The organism is Moritella viscosa (assembly GCF_900120065.1).
In the GTDB taxonomy this organism is placed as follows: Bacteria; Pseudomonadota; Gammaproteobacteria; order Enterobacterales; family Moritellaceae; genus Moritella; species Moritella viscosa.
The window spans coordinates 53,418-70,908 of the sequence record NZ_FPLG01000102.1 but is presented as its reverse complement, the minus strand read 5'-3'; the positions used below and the strand labels follow the sequence as shown (position 1 = coordinate 70,908).

Below are 17,491 nucleotides of genomic sequence, written 5' to 3'. Positions count from 1 at the left end.
TTTAACAGTGGTGTAATAGGAGTAAATATGGGTGCCGGCAACAGCACCCAAATAGATAAACAAGAGGAATAGATATAACTAAACACTATTAACAAGTTGAAATACTAGTGGCAACCTATTAAAAGCGGTAGCTTATCGTATTAAACAAGCAGGCATTATGATAAATAACAGACAAAAGCAATGGCATATAGCACAAGGTATCTGATAATATCGGTAAGGCTATTTACCTTCCCTAAAAATAATCTAGTAGATGAATATTAAAGAACTGAACCCCTTAATACCAGGCAAGGTACTGCTCAACCGCTTTATCTTACTTGAAAAATTAGCACCACACATATTTGTAGCACTCGATTATGAGTCTGGTAACAAGGTAGTGCTGAAGCAAGCTCAAGAAGCACAATTGCAAAGAGAATTGCACTGTATGATGGACTGCACTTCTCCCTATACCATTCAACCCCTTGCTCATTTTCCTACATTACTAGTATTACCGTACATCGAAGGGAGGAGTTTATTAACATTTAATCTAGAGCAATCCAGTTTGTTCATTGCCATCATACCGCAACTTGTTCGAGCGATACAGAGCGTACATCAAGCAGGTTGGGTACATGGTGATATTAAACCATCCAATGTTTTATATTTATCTAAGTATCAATTAATAACATTAATTGATTTTGGTGCAGCTCAACCAGCAAATACACCATTATCTATATTGGATGAGTGGCAATTAACACCTGGTTTTACGAGTGTTCTTAAGCGGCAAGGTATAGGAATAATAGAAGCTAAAGATGATTGGTATGCATTAAAACAATGGTTGGAGCAAATTGATCATGCTTCACTATCAAACAGAGATAAACATCAATTTCTGAATTGGACTAGATGGCTTCATTCTAAATGCAACTAAACAAGAAATAATACAAGATGCTTAATGTGAACATCCACATCAAACATCTTTAATTATTAATTCGATCGTTGCCTAGAGTGTTGCAGGTAGGTAGAAACGACTGAATAACCCTTTAGTTAAAATTTCATTACTGTCTTTTAGTGTATAGGATAAGACAATATCTTCGTTATCAAGGTGGTAAACCAGATGACGAATTCGACGATCGCCTGTCGCACTTGACTTACCATCAAATAACATTCTAAATAACGCCCATTGACCAGTATAGGATTGACTGGCTATACGGTTTTCGCCTTTATAAAAATTAATAGAAAGATAACCTTCTTTGCCCGTTATCGGCCAAGCAATATTTTGCCACAATCTAGGACCATGTCGATATGAAAATAAACTTTCAGCTCCTCTGATATCAAACTTGGTCGTGGATGTGCTCATAGAGCTCGCTTTTACCCGTAGCTGTAGAGCCAATTCTTGCCCGGTTGGACCAAAAAATAGTTTTCTAATGTCTTTTGCATGATTAATTTGTTTCAGTGTTTCAGCACTTAAAGGTAATTTCTCACCATCAAACTCAGCCAGTTTCAACGTGCCATTACTCCAATAAGCAAATGGTTTAAGGGTATCAGAAACAAACTTATCCAGTCGTCCTTGTGGTTGAAACATATTGGAAAAGTCATCAATGGCAACCTCACCTCGCCCTTGTAAAGAAAATGGAAAGCGTCCTTCAATGGCTTGCTGATAAAATGAATAAATCTGTTCTTGCCATTGCTTATCCAGATAACCAACACCACCACTAATAACACGTTTCCATGCCTGCTCATTGAGTGTTTTAATCCATCTAGCAACTTGACCCGGTGCTTTGCTCGAGACCCTGCGGAAAGTGACTAATGCATCTTGGCTACCCGCAGCGTGAGCTTTGGCTTTCTCATATAAAGCTTTTTCAGGTTCACTGCTTGTCAAAGCACTATCAAAATAAGTATTTAAATTATCTAATCCATCAAGCAATTCATCAATTGGTGCACTCTTACCTTGATTAACCATAAACGAAGCATAATGACTAAACGCCTCATTGACTACATAAGAGGGTTGGAGACGAACTAACTTATCACCCGCAATACGGTTAATTTTATCGACTTTCTTCAGTACTTTTGCTGATTTTTTCAGGCCTAACTGTCTTGCAACTTTAGTATTTCCTTTTGTATCAGCATCATTTTCCGCAGCCAAAGTGGTATTAATAACGACGGCTTCAAGTACGTCAATAAATGGACTATTCGCGGGTTCACGAGCAACCTTTATCGCATAAGCCAGATCTTCCATACTAACGTAGTCTTTAATTTCAATATTATTTATCAATTCTTCCCATTGATACACATAATCGGAATAGTAAAGCCGCTGTACTTTCTTACTCAACTCAGCTAACTCAGCTACGGAAGCACCGGTCATATCACCTTGAATAGATTTGAATTCATCGAGTTGCTTCTTTAATAAAGATGATTTTACTGACAAATCAATCTTTGCGTGTCCTTGCTTTGTATAAAGTTCAGGTAAAAGATAACCATGAAAGCCAGGTTTAAAACTGAATATTGAGGTAAATTTATCACCTAACTGCCGACGAATATCAACACGATTTCGATATTCAGGCAACGCTTTTAAACGTGCATAAATTAACCGCTCGGATGACAAGCCTTCTAAATTTTGTACCGCAACCGAAATCAATTCGTCATTTGGTTTAAGCACATGACTATAATCACTGTCAAACAAATCATCCATCAATAAACTTAAGTTACTGAGACTATCGGCAGATATATCACCTTGATCATCCAAGGTATCAATCAGATAGTTAATCATTTCATTTTGTGCTAAACGACGTGGATCAAATAGCATCTGATAATAACGCAGTAATTCAAATACCTTGCTTGGATTACCTAAATTAACGTAAACATATAATTCACTACTTAGTAGATCTGCAAGCTGAGGTAATAGAAATAATTGTAATTGCTGTTGATAAACCTGATTGATTTGCGCTGCAGTATCTCCTTGCTTGGTACTTACTTTTTGATACCAAGGTAACGGTTTCTTTCCTTCTTGAGCCACATTACGCAATTCATTCAATACAGTAACAAGCTCAGCAAGCCCTTTATTACCTTCTTTTAGGCGATTAATATCATTACGATATAAACTCAATTCTGTTGTTGCCTGACTTCGGAACGCTTCATCCAGGTTCCAGTTATCACGTAGTTGCAAGCCAAATAATGTAATAAATCCGGCTAATCCCAAAACTAACAAACTACGCCCTGCAATATAGCCATAGTGACGCTGTTTATTAACCCCGACAATACTTGCTTCAGGTAACAAAACATGACTTAAAATACGGTTAGAAAATAAGGTTTGTCGGCCTTCAAATTGTGGTTGAATCGCATCTGCATTAAACGCAGACTTTTCAGCAACTAATTGAGTTAATAGATCATAGCTTGCACCACGTTGACCCGTTGATACCAAATACATACCACGTAACCAAACAGCCTGACGAACCCGGTTTTCTCGTCCAATATTAGTTAGTAATTCATTCGCACGTTCAAAGAAAATCCCTAATTGATACGGCAGTGCAATAATTGAATCAGTTTCATCCCTACGTGCTTCACGTAATAATTGAAATTGTTGTAGCGCTAAATTCTTTAATAGATTTTGGCATGCGAGCTCTGACTCTTTGAGCTTGAAATAATGGTTATCATCCAATGAAAAAGTAATACCAAATGGATTTTCAACATCACACCCTGAGTAGTTATAGAAAAAAGGCATGAAGTCTGAAATTGTATCTGCTTTGGTAAAAATACTGTACACAGGAAGTGATAATCCTGTATGTTCACCTAGCTCAAGAATGGCATCTTGGAAATTTAGGCTTAACGTTCGACGAGCTTTCTTGTCACATTGCAAAAATTGATCACAGCCGATTACGGTAATGACACCATTAATGGCCTGACGGGGGCGATACTTTAATAACTGCTTAGCAAGCACTCGCCATAATGCTTCATCAATACCTTCACTATCAAATAAACGGTGACCAACTTCAATAATAACCGCATTATCATTACTCCAGAAACGTACATATTGATCAGTATCACTTTCATCTTGAGAACGGTGTAATACTGGTTCTAAGTTATTTTGTTGTAATAAACTACTTTTTGCGTCATTTTCGCCACCAATCACTATGTACCAAGGCAATTCATATAAATGCTTAAGTTTATGACCACGCACTCCGCGAAGTTGTTTTACTGCTGCGACAAACAACTGCTGAATTGTTTTAATATCTTGCTTAAGTAAAACCTCTTGATCGTGTTGTTGATCTTTATTTTTAGGGGTTAACCAATAACAAAACCCCAAGATGGCAGCTGCTGCAAGCAAACAACTTAACGTAACAACAGGCTTTAATACAGTGTATGATTCAGAATCTGCCGGTATCCATAACCATGCAGCGCAACCACAAGCAATTAGAATTACTGATAGTAAAAGTAATGGTTTATTTAATTTCATAGTTCTCATTATTGTAACTGCCTATTTCGACGTACTGCTGCGTTAAACCCAAAGCGAACATTAAGTTCATTTTTAAGTAACTTCGCTTTCGCCAGATCTGTTTGATTAGGTACTATCAACTCTGCGCCACCAGCTATATCTCTTAGTTTGACCGTATAACCCGCAGATTTAAGATCTTTTGCTAACCGTTCAGCATCACTTAGCTCAGTAAAACTCGCTAATACGACTTCCCATTCTAACTCAGCAGCCACCTTCATTATTGGTTGCTCTGTAGCTTTTTCGACTAATCCTAAATCCTCATCAGTACTGATATAGATCAGCTCATCCTTTTGGTTAGTATGAATAAACCCATCCATATCCAAAGAGCTAAAAGCAAGTAATGTTGACTCACTGCGGCTTTCATACCAAAATTCAGAAAAAAAGTATGAAACAACAACCACAAGCAAACCAATAAATAGTAACTTTGAACTGCTAAGAAAACACCAGGGAGTTTTAATTTCAGGTAAGTTATCAACTTGAGGTACCGATAACGCCGAATCTTCTCGATAATGACGTATAACACTGTAAAGTTCAGATTTTAGCTCATTGATCTTACGTCGATCCGAGTGTCGATATTTACCTAAAAATCCCAACATAATCAATACATACTGCAACTCTAAAAAATCAACCAGTTTAGATGGTTGTCGACGAGCCTGTTCCAATAAATGGAAAAAAACTTCCCCACCATCTCGTTGATTAAACACTTTACTTAAGAGTGAGTTATTCTCCCAGCCAGATTGTTCTCCCCATACCGTATATAAAATCGTTTCATCAAATGCAGTACAAAGCACAAAGCAACTTTTCTCAATCACGTTTGGATGGTAATCTAAAAATAATCCACGACGTTTAAAATCAGCAATACTATCTAACAATTGCTGGCGAAAATCATCAATATCCCGTGGGGTACCTTGCCGAGATAAGCTAACTAATAAAGCCAATAACTCGCTACTTGCGTTTAGCAATGGATTATCGTAAATAGCTAAATTCTCGATTGATTTCTGAGTGCCACTTAAATCAAGCGATACCGTAGGGCTATCATTATTAGCCTTACGGTTAGATTCAGAACGACGAATCGAAATCGTTTCTTGTTCATTAAATAATGATGTCATGTACTGAGTTCCTAACGAATCACAAAAAATTCAATACCAACATCACCCATACTTGTATCCACATGCAATGCGATAGGTTCGTCTTTTTGAATTAACTCACGCCACAACGTAGACTGAGTATCGATTTCAAAATAAGCGGCATCACTGCGGGCTTTTAATTCTGATGGTGGTACAGGTAGTGCGCGTAAAGGGACTCCAGATAGTGCATTACGCACTAGATCTGCTATCGTGCTATTTCCCGCCAACTTACTGACCAATGGAAATTGCTCGCTAAGTTTGACAGCGCCTAGTGAAGATGAAACCACCAACACAAATCTGCCTGCATTAAACAGCGATCGGTCTTGCACCAGAGTGCGTAAAAGACGACGTTTTTCAAATAAACTTGAATCCCACGCTAAGGTTGTCAAGTTATCGAGTTGTACTTCTCGCAGTAAAATACGAATATCTGAAAACATATCTGAAAAAATTGCATATAATCGGTTAGGTTCCCAACGCTCATACTCCTGTGGCATTTCACCTTCTAACCCTTGCATTTCACCTACCATATTTAAACAAGCATAATAAACGGTTTGTGGTGCTACCGTGCCAATGTCCAGCCAAGATTTAACACTTGGTAACCATCGCCCTAACGCTTGTAACCAGAGGTAATCACGGATCAAGGCTTGATGACTTTTACTTGCAGATTCAACTTGTAAACGTTGTGAAATACTACGTGCCCGATACTGCATCTGCGCATAAATATCATTGATATTATCTTGCAGATAATCAGATACAGAAAAGTACAAGCAAACCGGAATAAATGCTTTATTTAAAACGACTTCACCATCTGATTTATGCTCTGACACATGCGCGATCGGAATCAAAGTGTAATCTTGTAGATCATGTCCTTCTAATTTCAACTCGATGTTAAGCCCTGCTAACTCAAGTTGTACAGCTTCACTCTGATCACGACTAGTATCAAAAATATTATGATCAAGACGGTGGTAACGGCGATGCTTATCCTGCTCGTCACCAACATCAACGACTCCAGAACGGTAGATCGGTAATGCGAGGTAAACAAGTTTGTCATGAGTACCGGGCGGAATTTCAAGTGCTAAACCATTTTGAATATCAAATGGTGTACCATCAGGAAATAAACCTTTCGCATTTTTTATTCCCACCTTGCCGATCTTATTTAGCCGCTTATCAAACTCTAAGTCTGCTAATCCGTACCGATTCGGATTCATAAATTCACTATAGCCTTTAACAAAACCTTCAAGGTAGCGATCTTGCTGCTGAAAATGCTGCGGACTAAGGAACATGCCTTCTGACCAAATTACTTTTTTATCATCCATTTTGGTTAGTCCTCTTGACCAGTAATACTGACATTAATGCCATCAATTCGGGCATCAATAATGATAGGTATTCCTGCCTGTACAGTTAAAATTGCTTTATTTTTTGCTTCTCGATAATTAGCAAATGCAGCGACCACAGCAACAAACCGAGTTCCGGTAATCAAAGGCAGTACGATTTGGCGCTTCTCATTGGGTAGCACACTGTCTAAATTACGCTTTGACAGCAGATCAGCTTTTAAAACACCCTGATCATCGTTATATAAATCAATAAAACCAGCCTGATTAAACGCCTCACTATCTTGTAATTGATAGATACGAATTTCTAATGGCGAAGCTAAACCATCAACATTAGGGTTAATGTTACCAGCCGCTTCAATATTGACAACAACTTGCAATAAAGACGAACGATCCCAAAATTTCAAATAACTACAGCCGCTAAGTAGCAACATGGCGAACACCATGCTTATTTTTTTTGTCATATCATTTGTTTCCAAGTGACTGCTTAATACGTAAACTTTCACTAAAATAAGCTTTAAATTTCAGTTGCCAATCTTGATTATCATGTTGACGTTGGAAATAGCGTTTATACATTTCCCAATAATCAGGTTTACGACTAAAGATGCTAGGCTGGGTTAAATCCTTAAACATCGCTTCAAGATTAGTCGGCGCGATTTCCCCCATCAATCGTCCAAAAGCCATTTCAACTGCCTCTATCATTATCTCTTGCTGATTAGCTTGCATCTCGATAATTTGCTGCGGGTCTATGCCAGTGGGTGGTGCGATATAGCCTTGTCGTCTCGACGAGCGCATTTGACTCGTTATTGATACGGCATTAAGTTGCTCTGTTTTATCAGAAATAAATGGGTCATCATCAAAGCTTTCATCATTGAATTGGTTGATGTGAGCAGGCTCTAACGCTGGAGTCACTTCAGACCCACTTTCAATAAACGGATCACATTCAACGCTATCCGCGACAATGGCCTCTGGCATCGTAGGATCTGATAATGCCGAAAATGATAAGCTCGCATGACAGTGACTAGGAGTCGAACGATCTTGTTTTAGTAAAGTAGCCTCTTCACTTCCGAAGGGATCATCTCCCCACTCACCTAAGGATGACTCAATACTAACCGAAGACTTCATCATCGCCTTTTCAGGAACAAAACATGAAGCCATTAAACGGTAGTGGCCTAAATCAAGCACATCACCATCATTTAAACTAGCGCTATTATTTTTCCCAAGTGCTTGGTTACTCCCATTAATAAATAAACCATTAGTACTGACATCCATTACTTGATAACCACGACTACCTCGGTTGATTATCACATGAGTGCCCGAAATTGCTCTTGATGCATCAGACAATTGCATTGTTGAACCATAAGAACGACCTATATTACCGCCTTCTTCAGGAAAAACCTTGGTCCATTCAGATACAGGTTCTCCATCGGGAGAGCTTATAATTCTAAGTGATAATGGCATATTATCTCTCCTTACATTGAGCTATAGCTTGATTAAACTCACGCATGAATTGTGGGTACAACTTGATGAATTCTTTTGAAAAATAGACACCTAACGGTTTCTCTTTCATCACCCTACGAGTAATAAAACGGTGGCTAATACCTAAACTTTTAATAGCTTCTTGCATAACAAAATCATTAGCTAATACGGCCCCAATTTCACCTGCTAATAATAGTTCAACAAGGGCGACAGGTTGACGCGGTTTCTTTTCAACTCTATATCCAGCTTTGTGCAACCAAAGCCATTTATTAGAACCAAATAGAGCAGTTACGGCAACCTCTTCTTTAAACATTTCTTTTTCCGGATCAATCGACTCTGATAGACTAAACCAGCTCCAAACTTGATTCATAACCGGTGAAGAATAATCAGCATATTTGTCTCTAAATCTATTCGACGATGCCAAGAAAAAGCCATGTTGCTCACCGACTTCCACCAGTAACTGTGCACGGTCCCAGTCTGTCATCGTTAACTGATATGGCTGTTCCATGACTTTCATTATGCATTTTAATTTGTCAATACCCGGCCCTTTCATCTGTCCATCTTCTTGATATTGATACGGTCGCCACTCTTGTGTGGCTAATAATAGTCGCTCAGGGCGTGCTTCACTTTTGACATTAAAGCACACACCAAAAACAAGTGATAAAATCAATATATGTTGAATTTTATGAGCCTTAATTAGTCTAACTAAACTCATCGTTGCTCCTGCATAGATTGCCCTTTTGAACGTATAACACGACCATTGGTGTCGTAAACTTTACTCGCCATTTCCATTAACACAAAAGGAATTTTCTGATTGATGCGCAGAGCTTGTTCAAAACTCACGGCGATATCAGGTGGCGATATGTGCCCAACAGGTAAATCACCCGGATTCACATTATCTTGTAATATTTGTAGCCCGTATAAACCAGCTTGATGTGCGTTATTCACAAAGCTCACACCAAATGACATCAATGCACTGTCTTGACCACCTTTAACAACATCAGGTACTGCAGAAATGACCGCTAGCCCATCTGCATGGCTATTAATTTCAGCCATTCTAGATAATAGACTTGAGCTACCCGTCAACCATAATAAGCTGTCTGTTAATGCTGGGTCTCCATATTTTAATTTTTTTATCGCTATTTTCATAGCCACTTTTAGCGTTGAAAAAGGCATGCTTTTATCGATAATAATGGGAATAATATCAACACCACTTTGTTCCGCAATAGCCTTTAATGGTAAGTACTGAGTTCGATAAGCACTTTGGTTATTCTTAGCATATAACACACCAATCTGTCGTAATGATGGATTAAACCGCTTCATAAATTTTAAAATCACATCAGCGGGTAAGTTTAACGAAGTAAAAGCAAAATTATCTCCCGAACCTTGATAGCTATCGAGTAGCCCCAGCTGCACGGGATCTTTTGCATTCACAGATACGACAGGTATTTTACCGCCCCGATAAGCATGACGCACAGCCACTGTGGCTTTTGAGCCAACAGTGTAAATAAGATTAACGTCGTCTTCCGCACCTAACAGCAAATTTTTCAGCTCTCCTTTTTGCACCGTCTCCAACTTTGTAACTGGCAATTTTTTAACTAAAATATGGGTTTGCGGTAGTTTTCGGGCATATATGTCCAGTAACGTTTGTAGTGCAACATCATAAGACGCGGCTTTCCTCGATATAATAATCAAAACGCGAGGCACTGATTGTACTGGTACAAATTCAACCCCATCACTATCTGCTTTCACTTTCCAGTGACTACTTTCCTTAGGCTTTAGTTCATCACCAATCCAGGCTGGCCACTGTGCAATGGAAAATGAGCTCCACAATATTGCAATAACACATAAACATCGGATCATGATGACACTACCTTCCGGCCTTGATGTTCAAAAACAGAGAACAGTACAAAAGCCCCGACAAAGAACCCAGCAAGCACTAACATAGCAATCTCAGTACCAAACCACATTAGCATTTGCGCCACAATAATAGATCCAGACACATGACCTAATCGCTCAATAAAACGGTACGTTGCAGCAATCACAGAATCAGGTTCTTTACTATCACTCATATTCATCACCACATGTGTAACTACTGGCGCATTAATCAAGCCATGTGCAAAACCTAACAGCATCATTGCAAGTGTCATCAAAGTAATAATTTGCCAGTCTTCAGGCATCATAACCGCTATAGCGAGTAACATTAAAGCCAAACCGGCGGTAAGATTACCAAAGCTGAGTGCTTTTTTACTGCCATTCCACTTATCCACCCATGGACCGACTTTATGACTAACTAGCAACACGATCACAGCATATGACATCAGCACTTGACCGATACTTTCTTTACTTACACCACGTTCTGCCAGTAACAATGGCACAGCAAATGAGACAATCCCGGTTAACGCCATTTTTGTTGGGATCCCTACCAACAACATGGTTCGGATAAAAGTTGGCACCTTCATCAAACGCCATGAATCAGCCATCATTGCTGACACATTTTCGAGAAGAGCATCATTCCGCTTTTGCTGGACTTGGATTAAGGGCAACACAAAACTAAACAGGCTCATAATCACTCCAATACAAGCAGCCAGTACAAACGTGCCTTGATCCCCCAAATAATCGGCAAGCAACGCACCAACGGCTGCACCTGCGATAAAACCAGCATTAAAACAAAAAACTATAATTCCAGCAGCTTGGGTTTTGTTATCTTTGTTACTGAATTTCAAGATGTAACCTTGCACAGAAATAAAGACCAACGCCTGGCCAATACCTGAAATTAAACGAGCGGCTAAAATAGCCCATAAGCCAAAGTCCATAACTAATAAGGCACAGCCTAGGCTCGACAATAAAATACCTGATACCAACACCCTACGCATTGCGTACATTTCAATCAACTTAGCTGCTGGTAGTAACGTCAGCGCAAAGCCAATAAAATATAACGTAAAGAAAATCGAAGATGCACTCGAACCCAGTCCAGCCGACTCAGCCACAGCTGTCATATACTGAGGCATAATAGGTGCCATCAACGACTCCATTAATACCGAGCCCAAAAAAAGAGGTTTGATCCGCTCTAATACTTGATCATTTTCATTTTGTTCTGCTTCCCCACTTAATAGCCTAATAAACGCAAAACACACTAAACCACAAGCAAAAAAGAGCACTGCAAAATTCTTTAAAATACGCATTAATTGTGCTAATAACACTTTAGCTTGATAGGATAAACGTACCTCGCTTGACGCTGAGGTAGCGATAACATATTCAAGAACATCATTTTCAAACAATGCTTCAACCATGCCATCACCTTGCTGGCTACTCGCGACTAATCGCGCTTCTTTAAAGACTCCAATTTTAGATAATTCGGGATTAGAATGACGAAAATTATCTAACATCGATTCTACTCCAACGACTAAGTTTTGATCCACATTGTGTAACAATATAGGTGATAGGCGTTGACTTACCGCATCAGCCAGAGAGACAGCTTTACTCTGTAAACCATCACGATAAAGGCTACCGACCAATAGCATTACACTGACTGACATCACCATAAATATAATGGTAAAACTGGTCAAATAAACCGCTCGTCGCCTGCTTTTCAATACGCTAGCGATAAATATTATCAATAAGAAAAAAATCAACCATCCAAAAGGCTTAAAGTTTTTCGAGACTATCTCCCGCACCAATTTATCACTCAATTGAACTTGTAAAGTGCCTACTTGAGTAAACTTATTATTAAGGGCAATTGAAATACTCGTATCATAATCAAACACATTACCAAACAAATAAAGTTGCTGCTGACCAGATAGCAAACGTAACCCCGTAACAGATAGATCGGAATCAACGATCGGTTGCAATACTTTACTTAAACCTGCAATGTCTTCTAGCTGTACCCCTGAATGGAGAATTTGTTCAATGCCCAAGCGCGCAGCTTCTGTTTGCGCCATAACAGTATCAGTTGCCAACTGACGGTAACTTTTAAGCGCTTGACCATAACCCACAACAAATACTAACAGTAATGATAGAGTCACCACTGTTACCCCGAGCATGAGTCGAGCTTTGTCTTTTACCGTTCTCACAGCGACTCATATGCGGTTGCTAAGCTAAAAAACTCATCAGTGAAACAGTGTGCGAGCGTGGTAGAGCGGTGGTTATATAGATAGCCCAGTCGATTAAAGACCAGTGATTGGATCAAATCATGATAAGTCATACCTTCACCAGAAAGGTCATGACATACAATACTCAACTTACTACCTTCAGGGCGCTTCAAATCAGGCTTAGGATTAGCTTCGAGGACAAATAGCTTACCATTCGCATCCATTCTTAGATCAACGCGCACTAAAGTTTGCAACCCCATTTGAGTGTATATTTTGGAACCAATTTCAGCCAGTGCAGAGCGTAACTCAGGTTCTTCCACTTTTAATAAACGATCATCAGTAATTGGCTTAACATCCATAGATGTGAAAATTGCCTCGCCTTCCGCTAATACGCGTTCAGTAATAGAAAATGTAAACGGCTCGTCACGAACAACTAAGACACCGTCTTTGAATACTGTTGAACCAGCAACAGCAACAACGAATTCCCGACCGGATAAGAAAGGTTCAATCATAACGGTATTACGGGTCGCTTTCTGGACTAATTCAACCATGTCAGCTAAGTCTGCACGGTTAAATACAGGATAAACATGAACTGAAGCACGTCCTGAAACAGGCTTAACAATAAAGACTTCACCAAACTCTTGTTCAATCAGATCGAGCATTATTCGTTTGGCGTCATCGTTTACGTTTTCTCCATGCCCAATGGTAACGAAAGGCGCAGTTGGGATCCCAGCAGCATGAATTTCATGTTTAAACAGGTGCTTGTTGTCTAACACTCCAGCAGTCATTGGTGAATGGCCTACATAAGGTACACCCAGCATTTCTAGTATTGACGGTAAGTGACACATGGAATCAAACCCTTGTAGCCCACCACTATTGGTAATAACAAGATCAATACCAAGTACTTTCAATTTCGATGGTAAATCAATATTCTCAGCTAGAACTTCTACATGCTCAAAGCCCGACTCATTAAGAGCAGCCGCAATATCATACGCAACAGGCTCGTATGTCTTCGTTGAACGTGGGCTAAAATTTTCATAGATATAACTATCTGATTGTGATTTTTCACCGCCATGCACAACTGCAATTTTAAGCGTACGTCGAATCCATTTAATTTGCTCTGTTGTAAATGTCTTATTCTTCACTTATGTATCCCAATAATTAATTCATAAAGTCATTTTTTCGCATGGTTAAGCATAAAACAATCTAAACCACGTCTATATTAAAGTGTCTTTCCCCTTTTTAGTTAACATAGAGGAGAAAGACATCTAGATATAAATTTATTTATAAATAGAGCTTGCATTAGCTCTAATTGCTAATTCCGTTTGTTTTAATAATTCATCTAAAAATACCATATGTGTACGAACTTCAAGCGCTGTTTGTTCCATTACTTTGCACATATCAGACACTTTCTCAATATAGTGTTTAGTCTCATAAAAACTCATGCCTAAATTCTCCATATGAGAGCGAGATAATGGATTTAACCCCATAGAACTATTAGCTTGAGCGTGCGCATTCATTATCTGTTCTCGGCTTTCAAGCAACGCAACAGACTGCTTCAACTTATGTAAGTTTCTCTGTAATTTAGGTCCTAGTTCGCCAATATCTTTAGCTGACCATTTAGCAATTTTTCGCTGTGCTTCTCGTTTACCCATCTGCTTCTCAAGAACACTTAGATTTCCAGCTGAATAACCATTTTTCTTACGGCCTTTACGCGCATCAAGTGTTTTATTACCGAGATACTGAAGACTACTGACTGCAGCCTTAGTAATACCACCATCAGGAATAAACCCCAGTGGAATCATCAGAAACTTCATTGGTGTTTTCGTATCGGCATGAAATTGATCGTGTAGCTTTCGTTTTATTTTATGCGACATTCCTACTTGATGTTTATCAAAAGCTTCTTTACTTTTGTCCATAAAATTTTGTTCCGAATGTACATTAGCTAAATGTTTAGTCCCCTTAGCCATCGTTGAAGCATGCATCTTCTGAGCAACCACTCTACTAATTTTACCAGAAAATTTTGCTTTAATACTCTGAATAGTTTTAGTACGTTCAAGTTGAGCTATTCCTCGCTCATCAATTTTTTCAACAGCCATATTGAGAAGCGCTCCTACAGGTGTAGAGTCAAGAATGTGTGTGGCTAAATCAATTCCAGTTCCAGCTACTCCAACACGATCAGAAAGTGTCTTATCACTCCCTAAATATTCATTTACACCAGAACCAAAACTAAAGCCAGCTAATAAATGTTCACTCATACAAACAACCTCAAATTAATAATAAAATAATAAAATAATAAAATAATAAAATAACACTAACTAGTTTAGGATAATCTTAAAACAGTAAACTACTTTTAATTACCAGCTCCAGTTATTCAATATGGAAACTAACCCTGTTACCTTCACAGTGAATATAAATAGTATTAATCAGTAGCCCCTCACTCAAACGAGTAATGCATAACGTCGCAAGTTCAGGCACTAGCGTTCGATTTATGATTTGTTCAATGGATCTCGCGCCAGTTTCTGGTGACGTATTTTGCTCAACCAAATATGCAATGAGCTCATCACTATATCCAAACGTAGCTCCATAATGGCTCTTGACTCGTTTTTCAATGCTGCGTAGTGATAAACTGGCAATTTGTTCCATTTCATCCTTATTCAATGGGAAATATGGCACCACAGTCGAACGGCCAATAAAAGCTGGTTTAAAGTAATCCAGTAGAGCCGGAAAAATCGTTTTTGTCAGTTCTAAAATGTTAGGTCTTTCTTCTATACAGGCATCTACAACAGCACTATCAGCTGCATTCGAAGTCATGATAATAATGGTATTTCGAAAATCAATATGGCGACCTTCGCTGTCTGAAATAGCTCCTTTGTCAAAAATTTGGTAGAATAGATCATGAACTCCCGGATGGGCTTTCTCCATCTCATCAAGCAGTAAAACAGAATATGGGTTCTTGCGCACAGCTTCTGTTAATATACCGCCTTTGCCATAGCCCACATAACCCGCTGGAGAGCCCAGTAGCATCGATATTTTGTGTTCTTCTTTAAATTCTGTCATGTTGATCGTAGTTATATTTTTCTCACCACCATAAAGTAAATCCGTCAAAGCCAATGCAGTTTCTGTTTTACCCACACCACTTGGCCCACACATGAGGAAAACCCCAATCGGTTTACGCGGATCAGTTAAACCCGCACGTGACATACGTATCGCTTTCGAAATTTCTTCAATTGGCGCAATTTGTCCGATAACTCGTTCGCCAATGCGCTGCTCTAAATGCAGTAAGCGTTCGACCTCATCTTTAACCATATTACCGACAGGAATACCAGTCCAGAGAGAGATGACTTCTGCCACAGTCTGTGTATCGACTTGTGGGATAACCAAAGGTGACTCACCTTGCAGCTCATGAAGTGAACTCATTTTTTTAGCTAATAATTGTTGAGATGAATTATCAACCCACTTACCCTCACTAAATACATCTTCAGCAAGGTATTGTTCATCAATCTGATTTTGCAGTTCTATAATTTCAGTGACAAGTAATTTCTCAACGAACCAACGTTGCTCTAGCACCGTATATTCATCGTCTAACTGAACCTGTGTTTCAGTAAGTAGTGCTAATTTATCAGTACCATTGGCCAACATGGCATGCTCACGTTCCACTGAAATAATTTCACTTTTCACATAACTAATTTTCTCCGCTAAGCTATCCAGTTGTTGTGGTAGTGCACTTTGACTTAAACCAATACGCGAACAAGCCGTATCGAGCAAACTAATTGCTTTATCCGGTAACTGACGTTCTGGTAGAAAACGTATCGACAATTGCACTGCTGCTACAATTGCTTCTTCTAAGATTTTCACGCTATGATGATTTTCTAAACTACGGCTCACGCCACGTAACATTTGTATCGCATCAGTTTCATTAGGTTCATTAACTGCAATCAATTGAAAACGACGTGTTAAAGCAGCATCAGTTTCAAAATATTGTTTATATTCAGCCCACGTTGTCGCGGCAATAGTACGGAACTCGCCTCGGGCTAAAGCTGGTTTTAACAAATTAGCGGCATCATTCTGACCTGCCGACCCCCCAGCACCAATTAGGGTATGCGCTTCATCAATAAACACAATAATAGGATGATGTGACTGCTTCACTTCTGCTAATACATCTTTTAATCTGTTTTCAAACTCACCTTTAATACTTGCGCCAGCTTGCAGAAGAGCCATATCCAGCGTACGTAATTCAACATTGGCTAGTGATGAGGGGACATTCCCATCAACAATTTGCTGTGCCAAACCTTCGACGATGGCCGTTTTACCGACGCCGGGATCTCCCACTAAAATAGGGCTATTTTGGCGTCTTCGGCATAAAATATCGATTGATTTTCTAATTTCAGGATTACGCCCAGAAATAGGATCAAGCTCACCATTTCTAGCGGCCGCCGTCAGATTGTGTGTATATTTATCCAATGCAGCAGTACTTGCATCCCCACTTATCAAAGAATCTGATGCTACGTTATCCCCCTGATAAGTGTGTGTGTTTCTCATTGAATTTAATTTCAATGATTCCATTGATAAACTATTTAGCCAAGCACTAAGCTCTCCATTATATCCGCCTTGCGCCAAACGTTGCTTCAGTACTAATAAAATGTGATTACCGTTAATTTCACCGTGGCTATGATTAACCGATGCCAACAGCCAAGCATCTTTTAATAACTCAACTAATCCCGGCGATAATGCTGGCGCACAATTATTACCACGTGGTAGTTCATTTAAGTGACGAACCAGTATATCTACAACCTGATCGCGGCCAATATGTCCTTGTTGTAATAATGCAGTCCAACCACAATTGGGTTCATTCAACAACTGATAAAACCAGTGTTCTTGCTCAATACTAAAATTCGTTCGAGCCATACAATCGCCCGCAGCGGCTTCAAGTGCACTTTTTAAGGGAGATGCGAGTCGTTTAACTAAACTCTGTAGTTCAACATTGATCATTTTGTATCC

At 39.2% G+C, this 17,491-nt stretch carries 12 protein-coding genes; 1 reads left to right on the top strand and 11 read right to left on the bottom strand.

What is annotated here, in order from left to right; all coding sequences use genetic code 11:
* The first annotated feature begins 250 nt into the window (after positions 1-250).
* On the top strand, positions 251-901 hold the full coding sequence (locus BT797_RS16110; RefSeq protein ID WP_082293720.1) for a protein kinase domain-containing protein: 651 nt from the start codon (positions 251-253) through the stop codon (positions 899-901).
* A gap of 72 nt (positions 902-973) precedes the next feature.
* Here the strand turns inward: BT797_RS16110 and tssM are convergent, their stop codons facing one another.
* The 11 genes from tssM to tssH form a co-directional block, all read right to left on the bottom strand.
* Positions 974-4,423, bottom strand: a complete 3,450-nt coding sequence (tssM, locus tag BT797_RS16105) for a type VI secretion system membrane subunit TssM (protein ID WP_075472778.1) — start codon at positions 4,421-4,423, stop codon at positions 974-976.
* A gap of 8 nt (positions 4,424-4,431) precedes the next feature.
* Positions 4,432-5,571 (bottom strand): type IVB secretion system protein IcmH/DotU, encoded by a 1,140-nt coding sequence (gene icmH, locus BT797_RS16100; RefSeq protein WP_075472759.1) that lies wholly within the window; start codon positions 5,569-5,571, stop codon positions 4,432-4,434.
* An 11-nt stretch (positions 5,572-5,582) separates the two neighbouring features.
* Entirely contained in the window at positions 5,583-6,905 is a 1,323-nt protein-coding gene (tssK, locus tag BT797_RS16095) for a type VI secretion system baseplate subunit TssK (RefSeq protein WP_045111077.1), read from the bottom strand.
* Between the two features lie 5 nt (positions 6,906-6,910).
* Positions 6,911-7,384, bottom strand: a complete 474-nt coding sequence (gene tssJ / locus BT797_RS16090; RefSeq protein ID WP_045111078.1) for a type VI secretion system lipoprotein TssJ — start codon at positions 7,382-7,384, stop codon at positions 6,911-6,913.
* A gap of 1 nt (position 7,385) precedes the next feature.
* Positions 7,386-8,381 carry a type VI secretion system-associated FHA domain protein gene (locus tag BT797_RS16085; RefSeq protein ID WP_045111079.1) on the bottom strand — a complete coding sequence of 332 codons (996 nt, stop codon included), beginning with the start codon at positions 8,379-8,381 and terminating at the stop codon, positions 7,386-7,388.
* A 1-nt stretch (position 8,382) separates the two neighbouring features.
* Entirely contained in the window at positions 8,383-9,114 is a 732-nt protein-coding gene (locus BT797_RS16080) for a substrate-binding periplasmic protein (RefSeq protein WP_082276070.1), read from the bottom strand.
* Positions 9,111-10,262 carry an ABC transporter substrate binding protein gene (locus BT797_RS16075; RefSeq protein ID WP_075472757.1) on the bottom strand — a complete coding sequence of 384 codons (1,152 nt, stop codon included), beginning with the start codon at positions 10,260-10,262 and terminating at the stop codon, positions 9,111-9,113. Before BT797_RS16075 ends, BT797_RS16080 begins: the two co-directional genes overlap by 4 nt.
* The gene (locus tag BT797_RS16070) at positions 10,259-12,472 is read right to left on the bottom strand and encodes an MFS transporter (protein WP_045111081.1); all 2,214 of its coding nucleotides are present in this window, start codon (positions 12,470-12,472) and stop codon (positions 10,259-10,261) included. The genes BT797_RS16075 and BT797_RS16070 overlap by 4 nt, the downstream gene beginning before the upstream one ends.
* A complete protein-coding gene (locus BT797_RS16065) occupies positions 12,469-13,635 on the bottom strand; it encodes a D-alanine--D-alanine ligase family protein (RefSeq protein ID WP_045111082.1) in 1,167 nt (388 codons plus the stop codon). The genes BT797_RS16070 and BT797_RS16065 overlap by 4 nt, the downstream gene beginning before the upstream one ends.
* 135 nt (positions 13,636-13,770) lie before the next feature.
* Complete coding sequence (locus tag BT797_RS16060) at positions 13,771-14,748, bottom strand: hypothetical protein (RefSeq protein WP_045111083.1); 978 nt, start codon at positions 14,746-14,748, stop codon at positions 13,771-13,773.
* A 112-nt stretch (positions 14,749-14,860) separates the two neighbouring features.
* Positions 14,861-17,482 (bottom strand): type VI secretion system ATPase TssH, encoded by a 2,622-nt coding sequence (gene tssH / locus BT797_RS16055; RefSeq protein WP_045111084.1) that lies wholly within the window; start codon positions 17,480-17,482, stop codon positions 14,861-14,863.
* Between the last annotated feature and the right edge of the window lie 9 nt (positions 17,483-17,491).